Genomic DNA, 16,541 nt, shown 5'->3' on the forward strand with positions numbered 1-16,541 from the left:
GTGATCGACAATGTCCCTTCGCCCCGCCACCACGCTCTGGCCGCCCGTTTTACTGGGTAGCCAGTTTGTTTTTAACATTGGGTTTTACGCCGTCGTTCCCTTTCTGGCGATATTTCTGCGCGACGACATGCTGCTCTCCGGCGGGATTATCGGGCTGATCCTGGGCCTGCGCACGTTCTCGCAGCAGGGGATGTTTATCGTTGGCGGAGCGCTCTCGGACCGGTTTGGGGCGAAAGTGGTTATCCTCAGCGGCTGTATCGTTCGTGTTTCAGGCTATCTGCTGCTGGCCTTCGGGGGATCGCTGTGGCCGATTATTCTGGGCGCGTGTCTGACGGGCGTCGGCGGCGCGTTATTTTCTCCGTCTATTGAGTCATTGCTGGCGAAAGCGGGGACGAACAGCGAGGCGAAGGGGAAACGAAGCCGGGCGGAGTGGTTTGCGCTCTTTGCCGTCTGCGGGGAGCTCGGCGCGGTACTGGGCCCGGTTGCTGGCGCCCTGCTAACGGGGCTTGGCTTCCGCCAGGTGGCGCTGGCGGGTGCTGGCGTCTTTATCATTGCGCTAGTGGTGCTTTACTTCTGTCTGCCTGCTGCCGGGCACCGTTCACAGAAGATAAAAATAGTGCCCTGGTGGACGACGTTCCGCCAGCCGCGCTTTGTCGCCTTTATCATTGCCTACAGCTCCTGGCTGTTAAGCTATAACCAGCTCTATCTGGCGCTGCCGGTGGAGATCCAGCGCTCCGGCGGTAACGAGAAAGATCTTGGCCCGCTTTTTATGCTGGCCTCCGTTCTGATCATTACCTTACAGCTGCCGCTGGCGCGTTTCGCCCGACGCGTGGGCGCGGTGAACATTCTGCCGGTGGGCTTTTTGCTGCTTTCCGCCGCCTTTGCGAGCGTGGCGGCGTTTGCAGCAACAGAACCGCCTGAAGGCTGGCTGCGGCTTCTGCCCTCGGTCTCGTTTGTCACGCTGCTGACGCTGGGGCAGATGCTGCTGGTGCCCTCGGCAAAAGATCTCATTCCGCGGTTCGCCGATGAATCCACGCTGGGCGCGCACTACGGCGCACTCTCCACCGCCGGAGGCATTGCGGTACTGGCCGGAAACTTGCTTTTTGGCAGCCTGCTGGATCGCGCGCTGGTGCCTTCAACGCAGGCGATTTACCCGTGGCTGCTGCTGGCGCTCTTTCCACTCTGCAGCGCGCTGGCCCTGAACGTGATTTGCCGCCCGCTACGAAGCTGAACGGCTTACTTTTTCGGGCGATACTTCTCCGGCAGCTCCGGCACCGGACGACGGTCATCCATCAGATGACGGACGGTCAGAATGGGGTGTCGCCATAACATACGCGGGCCTGCCCAGCGCATAATCTGCTTCATCTCTTCACGTCTGGCAGGCTGGTAGCAGTGCACCGGGCATTGTTTGCAGGCGGGCTTTTCTTCACCAAAAACGCACTTATCCAGGCGCTTATCGGCGTACGCGTTGAGCGCCTGATAATGCCCCGCTTCCTGAGAAGCCTCTGGACACTGCTTTGCGTACAACGCGATCATTTTCGCGATGGTCTCTTTTTCTCGTGATATGCGTTTACCGGTCATAGCGACTTACCGAACAATAAGATGCATCAATAATACACTTTTATACTGTGGATTTCAGGTGTTGCATTCCGTTTTCTGAAGCCTGATTCCACTATTAACCCTGCACCTCCTGAAAATGACTGGTATTTTATACAGGCATCAGGAATGACCGTTGTCCGTATAGTCTGGAGACCCTATGAAAGAGATCGCGTTCGGCAAACCCTACCGCCATTTAAAAGTGGGATATTTCAGAAAACGTCACGAGGATCGAAAAACGAAGATACCAAAGCGATACAGCGTGCATGCAGCGCTGAGCTTAAAAGGAGACTGGCTTGAGAAAGCGGGCTTTACCACCAACTCCCAGGTCAGGGTGGGCGTTGAGCATGGAAAAATCGTCATTGAGTTAATGTCAGAAGGCGCCTCGTAAAGCCGCCACATTTTTCTGCGCCGTACCTTTTTTTCATGCGACAATAGAAGGAACTAACGGCCACTGAGCCGCTCAAAACGGTTTATTTTCAAAGAAATGGACATCATAACTCCATGAGCACAATCGACAATTTCGACGCACATACGCCAATGATGCAGCAGTATCTGAAGCTGAAGGCACAGCATCCGGAAATCCTGCTGTTTTACCGTATGGGCGATTTTTACGAGCTGTTTTATGACGATGCTAAGCGTGCGTCGCAGTTGCTCGACATCTCGCTAACCAAACGTGGCGCATCCGCAGGCGAGCCCATCCCGATGGCCGGTATCCCGCACCACGCGGTTGAAAACTATCTGGCTAAGCTGGTGAATCAGGGCGAGTCCGTTGCCATCTGCGAGCAGATCGGCGATCCGGCAACCTCGAAAGGCCCGGTTGAGCGCAAAGTCGTACGCATCGTCACGCCAGGCACCATCAGTGATGAAGCCCTACTTCAGGAGCGCCAGGATAACCTGCTGGCGGCGCTGTGGCAGGACGGCAAGGGTTTTGGCTACGCCACGCTGGACATCAGCTCCGGGCGTTTTCGCCTGAGTGAGCCGGCTGACCGCGAAACGATGGCTGCCGAACTGCAGCGCACCAACCCGGCAGAATTGCTCTACGCCGAAGATTTCGCCGAAATGGCGCTGATTGAAGGCCGTCGCGGATTGCGCCGCCGCCCGCTGTGGGAATTCGAAATTGATACCGCGCGCCAGCAGCTGAACCTGCAGTTTGGCACCCGCGATCTGATTGGCTTTGGCGTGGAAAATGCTCCGCGCGGGCTGTGTGCCGCAGGTTGCCTCCTGCAGTACGTGAAAGACACCCAGCGCACCGCCCTGCCGCATATCCGCTCTATCACCATGGAGCGCCAGCAGGACAGCATCATCATGGATGCCGCCACGCGACGTAACCTGGAGATCACCCATAACCTGGCGGGTGGCGTTGAAAACACGCTCGCGTCGGTGCTCGACAGCACGGTAACGCCAATGGGCAGCCGCATGCTGAAACGCTGGCTGCATATGCCGATTCGCGATACGGATACGCTTGTCTGCCGTCAGCAGACCATTGCCGCCCTGCAGGATCGCTATACCGAGCTGCAGCCGGTCCTGCGCCAGGTGGGCGATCTGGAGCGTATCCTGGCTCGTCTGGCTCTGCGCACCGCGCGCCCGCGCGACCTTGCGCGTATGCGTCATGCTTTCCAGCAGCTGCCGGAACTGCGAGCGCAGCTGAGCGACGTTGACAGCGCGCCGGTACAGAAACTCCGCGAAACGATGGGCGAATTCACCGAGCTTCGCGAGCTGCTGGAGCGCGCCATTATTGATGCCCCTCCGGTTCTGGTACGTGACGGCGGGGTGATTGCCCCTGGATACAACGAGGAGCTGGACGAATGGCGCGCGCTGGCTGACGGCGCGACGGACTACCTCGATAAGCTGGAAATCCGAGAACGCGAGCGTCTTGGACTCGACACCCTGAAAGTGGGGTATAACGCGGTACACGGTTACTACATTCAGATCAGCCGCGGGCAGAGCCATCTGGCGCCGATTCACTACGTCCGCCGCCAGACATTGAAAAACGCCGAGCGCTACATCATTCCCGAGCTGAAAGAGTACGAAGACAAAGTGCTCACCTCGAAAGGTAAAGCCCTGGCGCTGGAAAAACAGCTGTATGACGAGCTGTTTGATATGCTGATGCCGCACCTTGCTGACCTGCAGCTGAGCGCCAGCGCGCTGGCGGAGCTGGACGTGCTGGTAAACCTGGCAGAACGGGCTGAAACGCTGAACTATACCTGCCCGACCTTTACCGACAAACCCGGCATTCGTATTACGGAAGGCCGTCACCCGGTCGTCGAGCAGGTGCTGAACGAACCGTTCATCGCCAACCCGCTGAGCCTCTCGCCGCAGAGAAGAATGCTGATCATTACCGGCCCGAACATGGGAGGTAAGAGTACCTATATGCGCCAGACGGCGCTGATTGCTTTGCTCGCGTATATCGGCAGCTACGTCCCGGCGCAAAAAGTGGAGATTGGCCCCATCGACCGTATCTTCACCCGCGTTGGGGCAGCGGACGATCTGGCGAGCGGTCGCTCAACCTTCATGGTCGAGATGACCGAAACGGCTAACATTCTGCATAACGCGACGGAGCACAGCCTGGTGCTGATGGACGAAGTGGGACGCGGAACCTCAACCTATGACGGCCTGTCGCTGGCCTGGGCCTGCGCCGAAAGTCTCGCGAATAAAATCAAGGCCATGACGCTGTTCGCCACCCACTACTTCGAGCTGACGCAGCTGCCGGAGAAAATGGAAGGCGTGGCTAACGTTCATCTTGATGCGCTGGAGCACGGCGACACCATCGCTTTTATGCACACGGTGCAGGATGGCGCGGCGAGCAAGAGCTATGGTCTGGCCGTCGCGGCGCTGGCAGGTGTTCCGAAAGAGGTGATCAAGCGCGCTCGCCAGAAGCTGCGTGAGCTGGAAAGCCTCTCGCCGAATGCGGCGGCGACGCAGATCGATGGCACCCAGATGTCGCTGTTGGCACCAGCGGAAGAAACGTCGCCTGCGGTGGAAGCGCTGGAGAACCTCGACCCGGATTCACTGACGCCGCGTCAGGCGCTGGAATGGATTTACCGGTTGAAGAGTCTGGTTTAGTTTTCTGCGGTCTTTTGCCCTCAACCCAGCCCTCCCCCACAGGGCTGAGGAATCCCCACAAATTAATGCGAGCAGTGAACAATCCCCTCTCCCCTTTGGGGAGAGGGTTAGGGTGAGGGGAACATACAGCTCTGGTGGTAATTCCGTTCACTTTATGTTCATTGCTACTCTGTAACGACAATACCTGTGAACGTGCCAGGGCGGCTCAATCGCCACCGCCCAGGCGCCCCGGGCACCCGGCGGTAAATCGCCGCTCCGCGGTGCCCTCAGCTTATTCCTTCAGGCTATCGGGTCGGGCATGAGCCTGCATCCCTGCAGGCCACGCCCTCTCGGCGCATCCGTGCGCCTCGCCCCGGCCTTACGGAAACGCTTCGGCGATTTACAGCCGGACCAGGGCGTCGCTGAAAGACTTAACTCGTTCTGAAACAACGTTATTGCTTCTGCTTAGAAATTACTGGGGACTCCTCAGCCCACAGGAGAGGGTGAAAACATGAAAACGGCAACTTACGTTGCCGTTTTGCTTATAACAACGGTGGAACCGTTGGCACCTGCGGTGCTTCATCAATATCCTTCTGCGTCATACGGAACGCTTCCGGGTAGTGCTCGCGGCTGGTACGGCGCAGCGGTTCGGTATCGCGCCAGGTGTACAGACAGTGCTGGCACTGATAGACCGTCCAGACCCCTTTCACCGGTGATGTCGCCATCACTTCAATATGCTCATCGGCACAACGTGGACAAATCATCTTTTCCTCCTTATTGGCGTGCTGCCAGCATCGCGGTCAGTTTTTCAGCCCAGGCTTTGGTTTCAGGCAGATCCTGTACCGGCTGGCTGTAGTGGCCACGGGTGTCCGGTGCAACAGGCGTGGTGGCATCAATAATCAGTTTGTCGGTAATGCCCGCCGGGCTGGAGCCTGGGTCGAGTTCAAGCACCGACATGTTCGGCAGCTGCACCAGGTCTCCTGCCGGGTTAACCTTCGATGACAGCGCCCACATCACCTGTGGGAGGTTGAACGGATCGACATCCTCATCCACCATAATCACCATCTTCACGTAGCCCAGGCCGTGCGGCGTGGTCATAGCACGCAAACCGACCGCGCGAGCAAAACCGCCGTAGCGTTTTTTAGTCGAGATAATCGCCAGCAGGCCGTGGGTGTACATCGCGTTCACCGCCTGCACTTCAGGGAATTCCGCTTTCAGCTGCTGGTAAAGCGGCACGCAGGTGGCCGGTCCCATCAGGTAGTCAATCTCGGTCCAGGGCATGCCGAGGTAGAGGGATTCGAAAATCGGTTTGGTGCGGTAAGAGACTTTGTCGATACGGACCACCGTCATGTTACGACCGCCGGAATAGTGCCCGGTAAACTCGCCGAACGGCCCTTCGATTTCACGTTTACGCCCTTCAATCACCCCTTCCAGGATCACTTCAGACCCCCACGGCACGTCGAAGCCGGTCAGCGGCGCGGTGGCAATCGGGTACGGGCTTTCACGCAGCGCACCGGCCATTTCATACTCGGACTGATCGTATTTCAGCGGCGTTGCGCCCATCAGCGTAATAATCGGATCGTTGCCGAGGGTAATCGCAATCGGCAGATCTTGCCCGCGCTCTTCCGCTTTGTGCAGGTGCAGGGCGATATCATGCATCGGTACCGGCTGCAGGCCGAGCTTGCGCTTGCCCTTCACTTCCATGCGGTAGATGCCGACGTTCTGCTTGCCGAAGTGATCCGGATCGAGCGGATCGCGCGAAACAACACACGCTTTATCGAGATAAAAACCGCCGTCACCGTCGTTCAGGCGAAACAGCGGCAGGATATCGAACAGGTTAATGTCTTCACCGTCCACCGTATTTTGCGCCCAGGCCGGGTTGGGGCGTCGCTCCGGTGCGATCGGGAATTTATCCCAGCGGCGAATGAACTCGTCGATCTGTTTTTTTACCGGGGTATTCGCAGGCAGTCCCATTGATATGGCGTGGTTCTGCCAGGAGCCGATGGTATTCATCACCACGCGGGCGTCGGTAAAGCCGCGAATATTGTCAAACCACAGCGCGGGCGCGCCGTCGCCAATACGGCCGGTGGCGTTGGCTGCCGCCGCCAGATCCGGCTCTGCATTCACCTCTTCCTCAATTTTCAGCAGTTGCCCTTGCTCATCGAGCGCCTGCAGGAAGCTTCTCAAATCATCAAATGCCATCTTTGTTCTCCTGTGAAAAATGTTTCGCCTCCCGCAACCCGCTCCAGCGGCGCGCCTTTTTGTGCTCCAGACCGAACTGGTCGAGCACGCGGGTCACGATATGCTGGGTGATGTCATCGGCGGTTTGCGGGTGGTTGTAATACGCGGGCATAGGCGGCACCATCGCCACGCCCATGCGGGAAAGCGCCAGCATGTTCTCCAGATGAATGGTGCTGAGCGGCGTTTCGCGGGGAACCAGCACCAGCTTGCGCCCCTCTTTCAGCACCACATCCGCCGCACGGCCCACCAGCCCTTCGGCGTAGCCGGTGCGGATCCCCGCCAGCGTTTTCATGCTGCAGGGAATGACGATCATGCCGTCGGTGCGAAACGAGCCGGAGGAGATGGTGGCGGCCTGGTCAGCCGGGCTGTGGACAACGTCAGCCAGCGCAGCAACATCATGCACGCTGAAAGGCGTTTCCAGCTCAACGGTAGTTTTTGCCCACTTCGACATCACCAGATGGGTCTCCACCTCCGGCATTTCCCTTAGCGCCTGCAGCAGCGCCACGCCCAGCGGAGCTCCCGTGGCCCCCGTCATTCCAACGATCAATCTCATTCATCACCTCAATCAACTTGTTCGTGTACGAACATTATAGATAAACTACTCCCGGATTATTTTTCTGACAAGATCGTTCGCATACGATCACACTAATTGCTAAAAAATGCCGCGTTATCATCCCGGGCTTTAGCGGCTATCATAGGGGGTGATTTTTTCTGTCGGAGTGTTCATGGAACTAAGACAAGAGGCGTTCCACCTGTTACGTCAGCTTTTTCAACAACATACCGCTAAGTGGCAGCATGCCCTGCCGGAACTGACCAAGCCGCAGTATGCGGTAATGCGCTCCATTGCCGAGCATCCGGGCATCGAGCAGGTGGCATTGACTGAAGTGGCGGTCAGCACGAAGGCGACCCTGGCGGAAATGCTCAGCCGAATGGAGGCGCGCGGGCTGGTCAAACGCGAGCACGATCCCGCAGATAAGCGCCGCCGGTTTGTCTTCCTGACGCCGGAAGGCGAGGCCCTGCTTGCAGGCTGCCAGCCGGTCGGCAACGAGGTGGACGAGGCGTTTTTAGGGCGCCTTAATAAAGCCGAGCGGGAGCAGTTCTCTGCGCTCATCAAAAAGATGATGCACGATTAATTCACGCTGGCGCGCATAAAATCAATGAAGGTGCGCACTTTCGCGGGCACGTGCCGGGCATCCGGATAAACCGCGTGGATGCCCTGCCGGGCGAAGGTGTATCCCGGTAAAACCGGGACCAGTTTTCCCGCATCAAGCGCATCGCGCACCAGCCATTCCGGCAGTAACGCCACGCCACTTCCCGCGAGCGCAAAGGCCATTAGCGCCTGAGCGCTGTCGGCAAACAGGCGCGGCGCTTTTTTTATCTCCAGCATTTCAGGCGCACCGCTGGCATCTTTCACCTGCCAGCGCAGCGGCGAAGCTAAGCGCTCGTGAATAATCCAGTCGGCGTGCGCCAGCTGATCAAGCGATTCAACCGGATGATTCACCCGCCACTCGGGCGTCGCGACGGGCAGGATGGAAAAATGTGAAATCAATGCGGCGTGGTTGCGCGAGTCGGTAAGCGTACCCAACCGGATAGCCACGTCAAAGCGCTCTGAGATAAGGTCGGCATGGAGTGAAGACGAAACATGACGCACGCGAAGCGCCGGGTGCAGCTGGCTAAACCTTGCCAGCAACGGTACGACGACCCGCGAGCCATACTCAGGCGTGGTGGTGATCCGCAATTCACCCGTGAGCCCTGCATGATTCGCGCGAACATCATCCTGCAGCTGTTCGGCGTCCTTCAGAAGCGCCACGCTGCGTTGATGAAAAAGCGCACCCGCCTCGGTTAACGTCAGGCGACGGGTGGAGCGCAGCAGCAATGTCACCCCCAGCTCGGCTTCGAGCTGGCGAATATTGAAGCTGACCACGGCTTTTGTCAGGCCCAGCGCATCGGCTGCGGCAGTAAAGCTGCCGGTGTCGGCAACCGCAACAAACATCTGCGTCCGCTGTAGGTTAATCATCATCACGCCCTTTATCGTCAAAATTTTTTTGACAGTATATCGCGCTTTGTCAGGTTTATCCGTGCTTCCGCGGTCGATACGATACGCCACCTCACGGGAGGATCCACCATGACGTATCGCAGTAAAGTCGCCGCCGTCTATCTGCTTGGCTTTTTTCTTGATTTGATCAACATGTTTATTGCCAGCGTCGCTTTTCCGGCGATGGCGCAAGCTCTTAACGCCACGCCTTCAGCGCTTGCCTGGGTCAGTAACGGGTACATTGCCGGCCTGACGCTGGCGATCCCGTTCAGCAGCATGCTCACGCGCCGCTTCGGACCAAAGCGGGTCATCCTGATCTCGCTTTTTCTGTTCAGCGCAGCCTCCGCTGCGGCAGGCCTGTCTGCAACGCTGGAAAGTCTGATCGCCTGGCGCGTGCTGCAGGGCGTGGGCGGTGGCTTACTGATCCCCGTCGGACAGGCGCTGACCTGGCAACTGTTTCAGCCTCACGAGCGGGCCAGACTCTCCTCGGCGGTGATGCTGGTCGCGCTGCTTGCTCCCGCCTGCTCCCCCGCTATCGGGGGCGTGCTGGTGCAGACGCTAGGCTGGCGGTGGATATTTTTCGCCACGCTACCGGTCGCTATCGTGACCTTTGTGTTGGCCTGCCTGTGGCTTAAACAAGAAATACCCGTGATAAAAGCGGCCAGGCTGCTCAACCTGCGGTTGCTCGCGGACCCGCTTTTGCGTTTTTCCATGCTTGTCTATTTATGCGTACCCGGCATGTTTATTGGGGTGAACGTTACGGGCATGTTTTATCTTCAGCACGAGGCGAACATGAGCCCAGCCGCAACGGGTATGCTCATGCTGCCGTGGTCCATAGCATCGTTTATCGCCATCACGGCGACGGGACGCTATTTTAACCGTATCGGCCCACAGCCGCTGATTGTCATCGGCTGCCTGCTGCAGGCGACGGGCATCCTGCTTTTGCTTAACGTCAGCTCGGCTACGCTGCTACCTGTCGTTGCGTTTACCCTGATGGGCGCGGGGGGAAGCCTGTGCAGCAGCACCGCTCAGAGCAGCGCTTTTCTGACAATGCGCCGGGAAGAGATGCCGGATGCCAGCGCGCTGTGGAATCTCAATCGTCAGTTGAGCTTTTTTGCCGGCGCCCTGCTGCTGGCAGAGGTGCTGAATCTGGCGCAGAGTTATCTGCCGCCGCTCGCCGCCTGGCACGGAATGTTTCTTTTTGCCGCAGGCATGACCTTATTGCCTGTACTGTACGTTTTCCGACTTAACAATACGCAGGTGCTCGCCCAGCTGCGACAGGAGAATTCATGACGCCTTTTGAACACCACATTATCGACCTCCACATTGCGCTTGAAAACTGGTTAGGTAAAGGTGAAGGCGACTCCGACGCCCTGCTCGCCCGTTTCCGGCCAGATTTTCTGATGATCCCACCGGGTGGCGTTCATATCGACTATCACGGCCTCGTGGACTTTCTGCACGGTCAGCGAGGAAGCCGCCCCGGACTGAAAATCATTATTGATGAATTAACGACGCGACAGACGTGGCCCCACGGCGCGGTGCTTCACTACCGGGAGACGCAGACCCGGCCGGGGCTGCCCGTCAACGTGCGCTGGTCAACCGCGGTGCTTAATCAGGAAGGCGATCGGATAGTATGGCGTCTGCTGCACGAAACGGCGCTGCCGTAGCACAAAAGAAAAAGGCCCGTCTCACGACGGGCCTTTTTTGACGAAAGGATGCTTATTCGCGGAACAGCGCTTCGATATTCAGACCTTGCCCCTGCAGGATTTCACGCAGGCGGCGCAGACCTTCAACCTGAATCTGACGAACACGTTCACGGGTCAGGCCAATTTCGCGGCCGACGTCTTCCAGTGTCGCAGCTTCATACCCCAGTAAACCGAAACGACGTGCCAGCACTTCACGCTGTTTGGCGTTCAGTTCGAACAGCCATTTGACGATGCTCTGCTTCATGTCATCGTCCTGCGTGGTGTCTTCCGGGCCGTTGTCTTTTTCATCGGCCAGGATGTCCAGCAGCGCTTTTTCGGAGTCGCCACCCAGCGGGGTGTCAACCGAGGTAATGCGCTCGTTGAGACGCAGCATACGGCTTACGTCATCAACCGGTTTGTCGAGTTGTTCGGCAATTTCTTCTGCGCTTGGCTCGTGGTCCAGTTTATGGGACAACTCGCGCGCGGTACGCAGATAGACGTTCAACTCTTTGACGATGTGGATCGGCAGTCGGATCGTACGGGTCTGGTTCATAATAGCCCGTTCGATGGTCTGACGAATCCACCAGGTCGCGTAGGTTGAGAAACGGAACCCGCGTTCCGGGTCAAACTTCTCAACTGCGCGGATGAGACCTAAGTTGCCCTCTTCAATCAGATCCAGCAAAGCCAGACCACGATTGCCGTAACGGCGGGCAATTTTCACGACCAGTCGCAGGTTACTTTCGATCATGCGACGACGCGAGGCAACATCACCACGCAAAGCACGACGTGCGAAATAGACTTCTTCTTCGGCCGTTAGCAGTGGGGAGTAACCAATCTCCCCAAGGTAAAGCTGAGTCGCGTCCAGTACACGCTGTGTGGCGCCCTGCGATAACAGCTCTTCTTCAGCCAAATCGTTATCACTGGGTTCCTCTTCTACTAAGGCTTTTTCGTCAAAAGCCTCTGCTCCGTTCTCATCAAATTCCGCGTCTTCATTTAAATCATGAACTTTCAGCGTATTCTGACTCATAAGGTGGCTCCTACCCGTGATCCCTGAACGAGACACCCTGGCTGGCATGCCCCGTCAATTTATCGCTGCGGCAAATACTGCAGCGGGTTTACGGATTTCCCCTTGTAACGAATTTCAAAATGCAAGCGTGTAGAACTGGTTCCGGTGCTACCCATGGTAGCGATTTTTTGCCCCGCCTTAACTTCTTGTTGTTCCCGGACCAGCATTGTGTCGTTATGGGCGTAGGCACTCAGGTAATCATCGTTATGTTTGATGATAATCAGATTACCGTAACCGCGCAGAGCGTTACCGGCATACACAACGCGTCCGTCTGCGGTCGCGATGATAGCCTGTCCTTTACTGCCTGCGATATCGATCCCTTTGTTCCCACCCTCAGAGGTTGCGAAGTTCTCGATAATCTTGCCGTCGGTTGGCCAGCGCCATGCGGTGATGGACGAACTGGCATTCTGACTGCTTGCAGTCGGTTCAGTAGAGCTAACCACAGGTGCCGTGGTCGGTGCTGTGACAACAGTCGCAGTCCCTTTATTATTCGGCAACATTTTGTTAGCAGTCTGATCACCTGAATCCTCAGAATACGTAATTACAGGTTGTGAAGCAACCACCGTGGTGGATTTTTGTGCAGGCTTAACGCTGTTATTTTGAGCCGTCACGTCGGCCGCTGAAACCGTATTGCCAGGCGTCAGTGGCGTACCCGTTGCGTTGCCCACCTGGAGCGTTTGGCCAACTTCCAGAGCATACGGGGCCTGGACGTTATTGCGCTGGGCAAGGTCACGGAAATCGTTCCCGGTGATCCAGGCAATGTAGAACAGCGTATCGCCGCGCTTGACGGTATAGGTGCTGCCGCCGGTATAGCTGCCTTTCGGAATGTTCCCATACTGGCGGTTATAGACTATGCGGCCATTTTGGGTCTGAACAGGCTGTTCAACTGGCTGAATCTGCGTTGGCTGTGTAACAGGATGTTGCACAGGCTGAATTTGTGGTGTTTGCTGCGGTGCAGCAGTACCCATTTTAGGCGGAGGCGTGATCAACATTCCGCTGGACGTGTTACCGGAGCCGCTGTTTCCCCCGACGGAACTGACGGGCGCAGGCGCGTTGTTAGAACTTGTACAGCCTGCCAGCCAGAGCGAAACCAGTGATAATGCCGCAACACGGCTGATGGTGAATTTAGGGCTTCCCGCGCTCATTTATCCCCCAGGAATGTGTTAACTACCAGTGACTTAAAATTTACCGTGATGACACGAATCTTTCGCGCCACACCATACGCTGAATTTGCCTTAATAACCCTGGATAAATCCGAGTCTCAGGCCAACTCCCCCTTTACCAGAGGCACAAAACGCACGGCTTCCACGGTGTCGATAATATACTCGCCGCCGCGCCGACGAACGCGCTTTAAAAGCTGCTGCTCGTCCCCAACGGGCAGAACAAGAATGCCCCCCTCATCCAGCTGCGACAAAAGCGCTGCGGGAATTTCAGGCGGAGCCGCCGTCACGATGATAGCGTCAAACGGGGCGCGAGCCTGCCAACCCTGCCATCCATCACCGTGTCGTGTCGAAACATTATGTAAATCAAGTTGTTTCAGGCGACGACGCGCCTGCCACTGCAAACCTTTGATCCGCTCTACGGAACAGACATGGTGCACCAGATGCGCCAGGATGGCGGTCTGATACCCCGAACCGGTGCCAATCTCCAGCACGCGGGAGTCGGGCGTGAGCTCCAGCAGCTCCGTCATCCGCGCCACCATGTAAGGCTGCGAAATCGTCTGGCCTTGCCCGATGGGCAGCGCCACGTTTTCCCACGCTTTGTGTTCAAACGCCTCGTCTACAAATTTCTCACGCGGAACCTGAGCGAGCGCCTCAAGCACGTGCTCGTCGCGGATCCCCTGTGCGCGAAGTTGTTCCAGAAGAGTTTGTACACGTTTGCTTACCATTGCGCGTTCACTCCTGCGCGATCCAGCCAGCCCGACACCACATCATGCGCGCTATACGCGGTTAAATCTACGTGCAGCGGAGTCACCGAGACATAGCCTTCATCCACGGCGGCAAAGTCGGTGTCCGGACCCGCATCGCACTTGTCGCCAGGAGGCCCGATCCAGTAAAGGGTGTTGCCGCGAGGATCCTGCTGCGGGATCACCTGATCGGCCGGGTGTCGGCTTCCGCAGCGCGTAACGCGAATGCCCTTAATCTCATTGAGAGGAAGATCCGGCACGTTGATGTTAAGAATGCGCCCGGTACGCAGCGGCTCGCGGCCGAGCGCTCGAAGGATCGAACAGGTCACCGCGGCGGCGGTATCGTAGTGCGTGTGGCCGTTTAACGAGACCGCCAGCGCCGGGAACCCGAGATGGCGCCCCTCCATTGCCGCCGCTACCGTTCCGGAGTAAATCACGTCATCGCCGAGGTTCGGCCCGGCGTTAATGCCGGAAACAACAATATCCGGACGCGGACGCATCAGCGCGTTCACGCCCAGAAACACGCAGTCCGTCGGCGTGCCCATCTGCACGGCAATATCGCCATTTTCAAAGGTAAAGGTGCGAAGCGACGACTCCAGCGTCAGTGAGTTAGACGCTCCACTGCGGTTACGATCGGGAGCCACAACCTGCACATCCGCAAATTCACGGAGGTGCTTCGCCAGGGTCTGAATGCCCGGCGCGTGGATCCCATCATCGTTACTCAGCAATATTCGCATAATCACCCGAGGTGTTGATTAGTTCCCTGACAACACTGGTGGCAAAGCTACCTGCCGGCAGCCAGAAGCGTAACTCGACGGTCACGTCATCCCACCAGTTCCAGCTTAACTGCTGCGGATAGAGCAGCATCGCGCGGCGTGCTGCTTCGACTTTTTCCCGCACCAGCAAGGATTGTAATTCCGGCGCATCCGCCACGGCGGACTGCTCAGCGCTCAGCGCGTCGCCCTGGGTGCCCCAGTCGCCTGAGCCCGGCAAAGCTGCGGTAATCATCAGCGCTTTGGCATCTACGCGCGACTGGACATCGGCCATTTCTTCGGCCGTTGCCACAAACCAGCTTCCGCGTCCCGCTAATTGTAGCGCATCGCCAACAACAACTTGATTCGCGTCCGGTTTTTTCAGCCTTTCGCTCACAATCTGATTAAACAACGCGCTGCGGGCCGCCGACAACCAAAAACTGCGTTTATTCCTGTCGCGCACCGGCGCATCGCTTTGCGCCCAGCGCAGCGCGCCCTGCAGGTTGCTGCCGCCAATGCCAAAGCGCTGCGCGCCAAAGTAGTTCGGGACGCCGCGTTCATTGATGGCGTTCAGGCGTTTTTCAACGTCTTCACGGTCAGTCACTTCGCGCAGCACCAGCGTAAACGCGTTGCCTTTCAACGCCCCGAGGCGCAGCTTGCGCTTGTGACGGGCGTACTCCAGCACCTTACAGCCTTCAAGCTCAAATTTGCTTAAATCAGGCATCGCATTGCCGGGCACGCGCGCGCAGAGCCACTGCTCGGTGACGGCGTGTTTATCTTTCTGCCCGGCAAAGCTCACTTCCCGGGCGTGAATTTTGAGGAATTTTGCCAGCGCGTCGGCCACAAAGCGGGTGTTGCAGCCGTTTTTCAGAATACGCACCAGGATATGTTCGCCTTCGCCATCAGGCTCAAAGCCCAGATCCTCAACCACGAGGAAATCTTCCGGGCTGGCTTTCAGCACCCCGTTCCCCTGCGGCTTGCCGTGCAGGTATGTCAGGTTATCGAAGTCCGTCATTTTGCCGCCTTTACCAGCAGCGCCACGGCTTCACAGGCAATCCCTTCACCACGACCGGTAAAGCCCAGCTTCTCGGTGGTGGTGGCTTTGACGTTGACATCGTCCATATGGCAGCCCAGATCTTCAGCGATAAACACGCGCATCTGCGGAATGTGCGGCAGCATTTTCGGCGCCTGGGCAATAATCGTCACGTCGACGTTGCCGAGGGTGTAACCCCTGGCCTGAATGCGGCGCCACGCTTCGCGCAGCAGTTCGCGGCTGTCCGCCCCTTTAAAGGCCGGATCGGTGTCCGGGAACAGCTTGCCGATATCACCCAGCGCGGCAGCGCCGAGCAGCGCGTCGGTCAGCGCATGCAGCGCCACGTCGCCATCAGAATGCGCCAGCAGCCCTTTTTCGTAAGGAATACGTACGCCGCCAATGATAATTGGGCCTTCTCCGCCAAAGGCGTGTACATCAAAACCGTGTCCAATTCGCATTATGCCTTCTCCTGATGGGTCGAACGGGTAAGATAAAATTCCGCGAGCTGTAAATCTTCCGGGCGCGTCACTTTTATATTATCAGCGCGTCCTTCAACAAGCGTGGGGTGAAAACCGCAATACTCCAGCGCGGAAGCTTCGTCCGTGATGGTCGCGCCTTCGTTAAGCGCGCGCGTTAAGCAGTCGTGGAGCAGTTCGCGGGGGAAAAATTGCGGCGTCAGGGCGTGCCACAGGTCGACGCGCTCAACGGTGTGGGCGATAGCACGCTTGCCCGGCTCGGCACGCTTCATGGTGTCGCGCACCGGCGTGGCCAGAATGCCGCCCACTTTACTGGTTTCGCTCAGCGCCAGCAGGCGTGCAAGGTCGTCCTGATGCAGGCACGGACGCGCCGCGTCATGGACCAGCACCCACTGCGCGCTTCCGGCAGCCTGAATGCCCGCCAGCACGGAATCGGCGCGCTCGGCGCCGCCATCGACAACGGTAATTTGTGGGTGGTTTGCCAGCGGCAGCTGCGCAAAACGCGCATCGCCGGGACTGATGGCGATGACCACGTGCGTCACCCGCGGGTGCGCCAGCAGCGCCGCCACGGCGTGCTCGAGGATCGTTTTATCGCCAATTGAGAGGTACTGCTTGGGACATTCTGTCTGCATGCGCCGGCCAAAACCTGCGGCCGGCACCACGGCACATACGTCCGAAAAAGTTGCTGCCATGTCGTAATCCTGGG

Annotated in this window: 18 protein-coding genes; 6 read left to right on the top strand and 12 right to left on the bottom strand. The window is 57.9% G+C overall.

The window, feature by feature from the left end; genetic code table 11:
• The first annotated feature begins 10 nt into the window (after positions 1 to 10).
• On the top strand, positions 11 to 1,231 hold the full coding sequence (locus tag UTO39_RS05765; RefSeq protein WP_320726702.1) for an MFS transporter: 1,221 nt from the start codon (positions 11 to 13) through the stop codon (positions 1,229 to 1,231).
• A 5-nt stretch (positions 1,232 to 1,236) separates the two neighbouring features.
• Here the strand turns inward: UTO39_RS05765 and UTO39_RS05770 are convergent, their stop codons facing one another.
• Positions 1,237 to 1,581: a nitrous oxide-stimulated promoter family protein gene (locus UTO39_RS05770; protein ID WP_061097252.1), complete on the bottom strand. Its 345-nt coding sequence runs from the start codon at positions 1,579 to 1,581 to the stop codon at positions 1,237 to 1,239.
• Positions 1,582 to 1,756: 175 nt separating this feature from the next.
• On the opposite strand from UTO39_RS05770, the gene UTO39_RS05775 reads away from it, so the two are divergent.
• Both UTO39_RS05775 and mutS read left to right on the top strand, forming a co-directional pair.
• Positions 1,757 to 1,987 (top strand): SymE family type I addiction module toxin, encoded by a 231-nt coding sequence (locus UTO39_RS05775; protein ID WP_061097251.1) that lies wholly within the window; start codon positions 1,757 to 1,759, stop codon positions 1,985 to 1,987.
• Positions 1,988 to 2,100: 113 nt separating this feature from the next.
• The gene (gene mutS, locus UTO39_RS05780) at positions 2,101 to 4,662 is read left to right on the top strand and encodes a DNA mismatch repair protein MutS (protein ID WP_320726703.1); all 2,562 of its coding nucleotides are present in this window, start codon (positions 2,101 to 2,103) and stop codon (positions 4,660 to 4,662) included.
• 521 nt (positions 4,663 to 5,183) lie between these two features.
• Here mutS and UTO39_RS05785 read toward each other — a convergent pair.
• From UTO39_RS05785 to UTO39_RS05795, 3 genes are read right to left on the bottom strand one after another with little or no spacing between them, the layout of a single operon-like run.
• Positions 5,184 to 5,405: a non-oxidative hydroxyarylic acid decarboxylases subunit D gene (locus tag UTO39_RS05785; protein WP_148421244.1), complete on the bottom strand. Its 222-nt coding sequence runs from the start codon at positions 5,403 to 5,405 to the stop codon at positions 5,184 to 5,186.
• Between the two features lie 10 nt (positions 5,406 to 5,415).
• On the bottom strand, positions 5,416 to 6,843 hold the full coding sequence (locus UTO39_RS05790) for a non-oxidative hydroxyarylic acid decarboxylases subunit C (protein WP_151412400.1): 1,428 nt from the start codon (positions 6,841 to 6,843) through the stop codon (positions 5,416 to 5,418).
• A complete protein-coding gene (locus tag UTO39_RS05795; RefSeq protein ID WP_253543187.1) occupies positions 6,833 to 7,435 on the bottom strand; it encodes a non-oxidative hydroxyarylic acid decarboxylases subunit B in 603 nt (200 codons plus the stop codon). Before UTO39_RS05795 ends, UTO39_RS05790 begins: the two co-directional genes overlap by 11 nt.
• A 172-nt stretch (positions 7,436 to 7,607) precedes the next feature.
• Between UTO39_RS05795 and UTO39_RS05800 the strand changes: the two genes are divergently transcribed.
• A complete protein-coding gene (locus UTO39_RS05800) occupies positions 7,608 to 8,015 on the top strand; it encodes a MarR family winged helix-turn-helix transcriptional regulator (RefSeq protein ID WP_061097247.1) in 408 nt (135 codons plus the stop codon).
• On the opposite strand, the gene UTO39_RS05805 is transcribed toward UTO39_RS05800, so the two are convergent.
• A complete protein-coding gene (locus UTO39_RS05805) occupies positions 8,012 to 8,899 on the bottom strand; it encodes a LysR family transcriptional regulator (protein WP_320726868.1) in 888 nt (295 codons plus the stop codon). The two genes, UTO39_RS05800 and UTO39_RS05805, sit on opposite strands and share 4 nt — an antisense overlap.
• Before the next feature lie 108 nt (positions 8,900 to 9,007).
• Between UTO39_RS05805 and UTO39_RS05810 the strand changes: the two genes are divergently transcribed.
• Both UTO39_RS05810 and UTO39_RS05815 read left to right on the top strand, forming a co-directional pair.
• Positions 9,008 to 10,210 carry an MFS transporter gene (locus UTO39_RS05810; RefSeq protein ID WP_320726704.1) on the top strand — a complete coding sequence of 401 codons (1,203 nt, stop codon included), beginning with the start codon at positions 9,008 to 9,010 and terminating at the stop codon, positions 10,208 to 10,210.
• The gene (locus UTO39_RS05815; protein WP_320726705.1) at positions 10,207 to 10,584 is read left to right on the top strand and encodes a DUF4440 domain-containing protein; all 378 of its coding nucleotides are present in this window, start codon (positions 10,207 to 10,209) and stop codon (positions 10,582 to 10,584) included. Before UTO39_RS05810 ends, UTO39_RS05815 begins: the two co-directional genes overlap by 4 nt.
• A 52-nt stretch (positions 10,585 to 10,636) precedes the next feature.
• Here UTO39_RS05815 and rpoS read toward each other — a convergent pair whose 3' ends face one another.
• The 7 genes from rpoS to ispD form a co-directional block, all read right to left on the bottom strand.
• Positions 10,637 to 11,629: an RNA polymerase sigma factor RpoS gene (rpoS, locus tag UTO39_RS05820; RefSeq protein WP_013098493.1), complete on the bottom strand. Its 993-nt coding sequence runs from the start codon at positions 11,627 to 11,629 to the stop codon at positions 10,637 to 10,639.
• A gap of 59 nt (positions 11,630 to 11,688) precedes the next feature.
• Positions 11,689 to 12,813, bottom strand: a complete 1,125-nt coding sequence (gene nlpD / locus UTO39_RS05825) for a murein hydrolase activator NlpD (protein WP_041908436.1) — start codon at positions 12,811 to 12,813, stop codon at positions 11,689 to 11,691.
• 116 nt (positions 12,814 to 12,929) lie between these two features.
• Complete coding sequence (locus UTO39_RS05830; protein WP_028014237.1) at positions 12,930 to 13,556, bottom strand: protein-L-isoaspartate(D-aspartate) O-methyltransferase; 627 nt, start codon at positions 13,554 to 13,556, stop codon at positions 12,930 to 12,932.
• Entirely contained in the window at positions 13,550 to 14,311 is a 762-nt protein-coding gene (gene surE / locus UTO39_RS05835) for a 5'/3'-nucleotidase SurE (RefSeq protein WP_028014238.1), read from the bottom strand. Before surE ends, UTO39_RS05830 begins: the two co-directional genes overlap by 7 nt.
• Positions 14,292 to 15,341 (bottom strand): tRNA pseudouridine(13) synthase TruD, encoded by a 1,050-nt coding sequence (gene truD / locus UTO39_RS05840; protein ID WP_048956588.1) that lies wholly within the window; start codon positions 15,339 to 15,341, stop codon positions 14,292 to 14,294. The genes surE and truD overlap by 20 nt, the downstream gene beginning before the upstream one ends.
• Entirely contained in the window at positions 15,338 to 15,817 is a 480-nt protein-coding gene (gene ispF, locus UTO39_RS05845; RefSeq protein WP_006178233.1) for a 2-C-methyl-D-erythritol 2,4-cyclodiphosphate synthase, read from the bottom strand. Before ispF ends, truD begins: the two co-directional genes overlap by 4 nt.
• Positions 15,817 to 16,527: a 2-C-methyl-D-erythritol 4-phosphate cytidylyltransferase gene (gene ispD, locus UTO39_RS05850; RefSeq protein ID WP_061097243.1), complete on the bottom strand. Its 711-nt coding sequence runs from the start codon at positions 16,525 to 16,527 to the stop codon at positions 15,817 to 15,819. Before ispD ends, ispF begins: the two co-directional genes overlap by 1 nt.
• Positions 16,528 to 16,541 lie beyond the last annotated feature (14 nt).

This window comes from Enterobacter sp. 118C5, from assembly GCF_034107645.1.
GTDB lineage: Bacteria > Pseudomonadota > Gammaproteobacteria > Enterobacterales > Enterobacteriaceae > Enterobacter > Enterobacter nematophilus.

Coding starts and splice junctions, on each gene's coding strand:
- UTO39_RS05765 (WP_320726702.1), top strand. CDS start 11: ATGTCCCTTCGCCCCGCCACCACGCTCTGGCCGCCCGTTTTACTGGGT.
- UTO39_RS05770 (WP_061097252.1), bottom strand. CDS start 1,581: ATGACCGGTAAACGCATATCACGAGAAAAAGAGACCATCGCGAAAATG.
- UTO39_RS05775 (WP_061097251.1), top strand. CDS start 1,757: ATGAAAGAGATCGCGTTCGGCAAACCCTACCGCCATTTAAAAGTGGGA.
- mutS (WP_320726703.1), top strand. CDS start 2,101: ATGAGCACAATCGACAATTTCGACGCACATACGCCAATGATGCAGCAG.
- UTO39_RS05785 (WP_148421244.1), bottom strand. CDS start 5,405: ATGATTTGTCCACGTTGTGCCGATGAGCATATTGAAGTGATGGCGACA.
- UTO39_RS05790 (WP_151412400.1), bottom strand. CDS start 6,843: ATGGCATTTGATGATTTGAGAAGCTTCCTGCAGGCGCTCGATGAGCAA.
- UTO39_RS05795 (WP_253543187.1), bottom strand. CDS start 7,435: ATGAGATTGATCGTTGGAATGACGGGGGCCACGGGAGCTCCGCTGGGC.
- UTO39_RS05800 (WP_061097247.1), top strand. CDS start 7,608: ATGGAACTAAGACAAGAGGCGTTCCACCTGTTACGTCAGCTTTTTCAA.
- UTO39_RS05805 (WP_320726868.1), bottom strand. CDS start 8,899: ATGATTAACCTACAGCGGACGCAGATGTTTGTTGCGGTTGCCGACACC.
- UTO39_RS05810 (WP_320726704.1), top strand. CDS start 9,008: ATGACGTATCGCAGTAAAGTCGCCGCCGTCTATCTGCTTGGCTTTTTT.
- UTO39_RS05815 (WP_320726705.1), top strand. CDS start 10,207: ATGACGCCTTTTGAACACCACATTATCGACCTCCACATTGCGCTTGAA.
- rpoS (WP_013098493.1), bottom strand. CDS start 11,629: ATGAGTCAGAATACGCTGAAAGTTCATGATTTAAATGAAGACGCGGAA.
- nlpD (WP_041908436.1), bottom strand. CDS start 12,813: ATGAGCGCGGGAAGCCCTAAATTCACCATCAGCCGTGTTGCGGCATTA.
- UTO39_RS05830 (WP_028014237.1), bottom strand. CDS start 13,556: ATGGTAAGCAAACGTGTACAAACTCTTCTGGAACAACTTCGCGCACAG.
- surE (WP_028014238.1), bottom strand. CDS start 14,311: ATGCGAATATTGCTGAGTAACGATGATGGGATCCACGCGCCGGGCATT.
- truD (WP_048956588.1), bottom strand. CDS start 15,341: ATGACGGACTTCGATAACCTGACATACCTGCACGGCAAGCCGCAGGGG.
- ispF (WP_006178233.1), bottom strand. CDS start 15,817: ATGCGAATTGGACACGGTTTTGATGTACACGCCTTTGGCGGAGAAGGC.
- ispD (WP_061097243.1), bottom strand. CDS start 16,527: ATGGCAGCAACTTTTTCGGACGTATGTGCCGTGGTGCCGGCCGCAGGT.